Source organism: Aeromonas media, from assembly GCF_000819985.1.
Classification (GTDB): Bacteria; Pseudomonadota; Gammaproteobacteria; order Enterobacterales; family Aeromonadaceae; genus Aeromonas; species Aeromonas media.
Window position 1 is genome coordinate 36,601 of sequence record NZ_CDBZ01000167.1, and the last position, 3,980, is coordinate 40,580.

The 3,980-nt window shown below is 63.6% G+C and carries 3 protein-coding genes and 1 pseudogene; 2 read left to right on the forward strand and 2 right to left on the reverse strand.

Features of this window, described 5'->3' with window-relative positions; genetic code table 11:
* Positions 1 to 99: 99 nt before the first annotated feature.
* The gene (locus BN1127_RS14575) at positions 100 to 708 is read right to left on the reverse strand and encodes a YitT family protein (RefSeq protein WP_005329125.1); all 609 of its coding nucleotides are present in this window, start codon (positions 706 to 708) and stop codon (positions 100 to 102) included.
* Positions 709 to 1,011: 303 nt separating this feature from the next.
* Between BN1127_RS14575 and BN1127_RS14585 the strand changes: the two genes are divergently transcribed.
* Together BN1127_RS14585 and BN1127_RS14590 are read left to right on the forward strand one after the other, a co-directional pair.
* Positions 1,012 to 2,373 (forward strand): UDP-glucose dehydrogenase family protein, encoded by a 1,362-nt coding sequence (locus BN1127_RS14585; protein ID WP_041206324.1) that lies wholly within the window; start codon positions 1,012 to 1,014, stop codon positions 2,371 to 2,373.
* Positions 2,370 to 3,368, forward strand: a complete 999-nt coding sequence (locus tag BN1127_RS14590; protein ID WP_005329119.1) for an NAD-dependent epimerase — start codon at positions 2,370 to 2,372, stop codon at positions 3,366 to 3,368. Before BN1127_RS14585 ends, BN1127_RS14590 begins: the two co-directional genes overlap by 4 nt.
* Before the next feature lie 83 nt (positions 3,369 to 3,451).
* On the opposite strand, the pseudogene BN1127_RS22455 reads toward BN1127_RS14590, so the two are convergent.
* Positions 3,452 to 3,980, reverse strand: a pseudogene (locus BN1127_RS22455) (glycosyl transferase); the annotation flags it as partial.

The following is a 3,980-nucleotide window of genomic DNA, read 5'->3' on the forward strand; positions in this document are numbered from 1 at the left end:
GGCAGCCCATGGTGGTGTGACTGGCCGGCATATTGATGAGATTAACAAACAAACAGAGCGCCCTCGGGCGCTCTGTTTGTTTGCAAAGTGACGGGTGACTCAGGCTATCTGGTAGCGGCCCGGCTTGTGATTGAGTGTCAACACCAGGTTACAGATGATGGCCGCGACCACGGAGAGCGCCAGCAGCCAGGGGGAGACCACGAAGAAGGAGGCGATGACGATGGCGCAATCAAGCCCCATTTGCAGCTTGCCAGCACGGACGCCGAACTTGTCCTGAATAAACAGCGCCAGGATGTTGAAGCCCCCCAGGCTCGCCTTGTGGCGAAACATGATGAGCAGCCCCATGCCGATCAGGGTGCCACCGATCAGGGCCGCATAGACGGGCTCTATCTTGCCTATCTGCAGCACGGCGTTGAGGTGATCCGTCATGAAGGAGACGGTGGCCACGGCGGCGAAGGTATTGAGGGTGAAGCGCGGCCCCATCCTGAGCCAGGCCAGGGCGTAGAACGGCAGGTTCATGGTGAAGAACAGCAGGCCGAAGCTCAGGCCTGTGACCTGCTGCAACAGCAGCGCCAATCCGGCGGTGCCGCCGGTGAGCAGACCGACCTGATGAAACAGGAAGATGCCGAGGGAAACGAAGCCTGCCGCGGTCAGCAGGGCGAGCACATCCTCATAGAGCGGATGGGCCGAACGGGGGGTGTTGTCCATAACCTTATGTCCAGTAGCGAAGTGAAAAGAGTGTCTGAGGCCCGATGACGGGCGCGAGCCCCGTGAGTCGGGACTTCGTTATGGTCACAGTGTCCATTTTGAGTGACCCGGATCACAAGTACGGGACCGAATGCGCCGAAATGGTGCGCGTCAGCGCCGCGTTACAACCCTTGCACCAAAATATGTCATGCCCTCTCCCCTCCCAGCCTGAAGATAACCTGAAAAACCCAGGGTATCTCGCTGTCAGCGAGTCAGAATCGTTCTAAAATGACCCCCTTGCCACTGGCTGCGGAGCGACAGCAGATGAGAGTCAGCGTATTCGGAATAGGTTATGTGGGACTGGTTCAGGCCGCCGTACTGGCCGAGATGGGCCACAGGGTGACCTGTGTGGATGTGGACGCAGCCAAAGTCGAGCGGCTGAGAGCGGGTATCATCCCCATCTTCGAGCCCGGCCTCGCCCCCCTGGTACAGACCAACCACCAGGCAGGCCGTCTGCTGTTCACCACGGATGTGGCCGAGGGGGTGGGTTTTGCCGAACTCATCTTCATCGCGGTCGGCACCCCGCCGGATGAAGATGGCTCAGCCGATCTCAAGCACGTGCTGGCGGTGGCCGGTACCATAGGTCGACTGATGCAGAGCGGCAAGGTGGTGATCAACAAGAGCACAGTGCCGGTCGGCACCGCCAACCGGGTGCACCAGCATATCGCCGCCATCCTTGCAGAGCGCGGGGTCGACCTCCCCCTCGAGGTGGTCTCCAACCCGGAGTTTCTCAAGGAGGGGGCCGCGGTGGCCGACTGCCTGCGGCCGGATCGCATCATCATCGGCACCGGCTCGGCCCACGCCATGTCTCTGCTTGAGGAGCTCTATGCCCCCTTCAACCGCAATCGGGATCGCATCATCCAGATGGACGCCCGCAGCGCCGAGCTGACCAAGTATGCCGCCAACGCCATGCTGGCCACCAAGATCTCCTTCATGAACGAGATGGCCACCCTGGCGGAGAAGCTCGGCGCCGACATCGAAGAAGTACGCAAGGGCATAGGCGCCGACCCGCGCATCGGCCACCACTTCATCTATCCCGGCTGCGGCTATGGCGGCTCCTGCTTCCCCAAGGACGTCAAGGCGCTGATCCACACTGCCAGCGAGGCAGGCTGCGATGCCCCCCTGCTGCATGCGGTGGAACGGGTCAACGACGGCCAGAAGCACAAGCTCATGGCCCGCCTGCAGCAGCACTTCGGCAGCGATCTGACGGGACGGACCTTCGCCCTCTGGGGCCTGGCCTTCAAGCCCAACACCGACGACATGCGCGAGGCACCGAGCCGGGTGCTGATGGAGGCGATCTGGGCCGCTGGCGGCAAGGTGCAGGCGTTCGATCCCGAGGCAATGACCGAGGCCCAGCGTCTCTATGGCCTGCGGGACGATCTGACTCTGTGCGGTACTCAGGAAGCGGCCCTCAAGGGAGCCGACGCCCTGCTCATCTGCACCGAATGGCAGCAGTTCCGCGCCCCGGACTTCGAGCTGATACAGCGTACCTTGAAACAGGCCGTCATCATCGACGGTCGCAACCTCTATGATCCGGCCCGCCTGCACCAGCGCGGCTTTACCTACTACGCCATCGGCCGGGGCGACAGTCTGGCCACCGGACTGCACAAGGAGCAACGGCAATGAAATATCTGGTCACCGGTGCCGCCGGATTCATCGGCTTCCATGTGGCGCAGAGGCTCTGCCACGACGGTCATCAGGTGGTCGGCATCGACAATCTCAACGACTACTACGAGGTGAGCCTGAAGGAGGCACGCCTCGCACGGCTCAGCCCCCTGCCCGGCTTTCGCTTCGAGCGCTTGGATCTCGCCGATCGGGTCGCCATGGCCGAGCTGTTCGCGCGCGAGCGGTTCGAGCGGGTGATCCACCTGGGTGCTCAGGCCGGGGTGCGCTATTCCCTCGACAACCCCTTCGCCTACGCCGACAGCAACCTCACCGGCACTCTCACTGTGTTGGAGGGATGCCACCATCACGGGGTCAAGCATCTGGTCTACGCCTCCTCGAGCTCGGTGTACGGCCTGAACGAGCAGATGCCGTTCAAGACCTCGGACGGGGTGGATCACCCTGTCTCCCTCTACGCGGCGAGCAAGAAGGCTAACGAGCTGATGGCCCACTCCTACTCCCACCTCTACGGCCTGCCCACCACGGGTCTGCGCTTCTTCACCGTCTACGGCCCCTGGGGTCGGCCCGACATGGCGCTGTTCAAGTTCGTGCGCGCCATCCTCAAGGGGGAGCCCATCGATATCTACAATCAGGGCCAGCTCAGTCGGGACTTCACCCATATCGACGACATAGTGGAGGGCATAGTGCGCATCGCGGACCGGCCGCCGGTCGGCGACCCGAACTGGCAGGGGCAGACCGATACCAGCCCGGCCCCCTACCGCCTCTTCAACATCGGCAACGGCAGCCCGGTGCGGCTGCTGGACTTCGTGGAGGCCATCGAGACTGCGCTCGGCAAGCCGGCGATCCGCAACCTGCTGCCCATGCAGCCCGGCGACGTGCTCGCCACCTGGGCCGACACCGAGGCGCTGTTCGAGGCGACCGGTTATAAACCCAAGATGGCGCTGCAAGAAGGGGTAGAGAGCTTCGTCGCTTGGTACAAGGCGTATTACCAAGTCTGACCGCGCCGAGAGATCTGACGATGAAGAGGGGCTGCCAATGGCAGCCCCTCTGTTTATCCGACTTATCCGTCTGCTGTCCGGGCTCAGGGCCCGGGGGTATAGCTGAAGGGCTCTATCTGTGGACTGAGACCGCGGCACTCCGGCTTGAGGGCATCCGCGCCAGCCAGCAGCCAGTCGGTGCGATGACGGTTGCCGAGGTTCGTCATCCGCACCGCATCGAAACACACCGTCATGATGTCGGCCGAGCCCAGCACATGGCGCCTGGGCCCGGCCGCCACCCAGGCCGCCGCCTCCCGGGCCTGCTCCCCGTCCCCCAGCAGGTAAGGATAATGGCGCACGGGTTGTAGAGCGAACAGCAGGTGCTGCTCCTTGAAGCCGGCCAGCAACAGCTCGTCGCCCACAGGCACCTGCTGCGCCGCCAGCGCCATCACCCCCTCCGGGGTGCGCATGTCGTTGAGCTTCACGCAGATCCAGCTGGAGTAGATCAGCCAGCCCACCGCCAGCGAGCAGAAGATGGCTGTGAGCGGTGCCCGGCGCAGCAAGGCGTTGAGCAGCAGCAACGCCGCCCCCATCGCCAGCAGGGGCAGCCAGGGCGCCGGGCACCGCTCACAG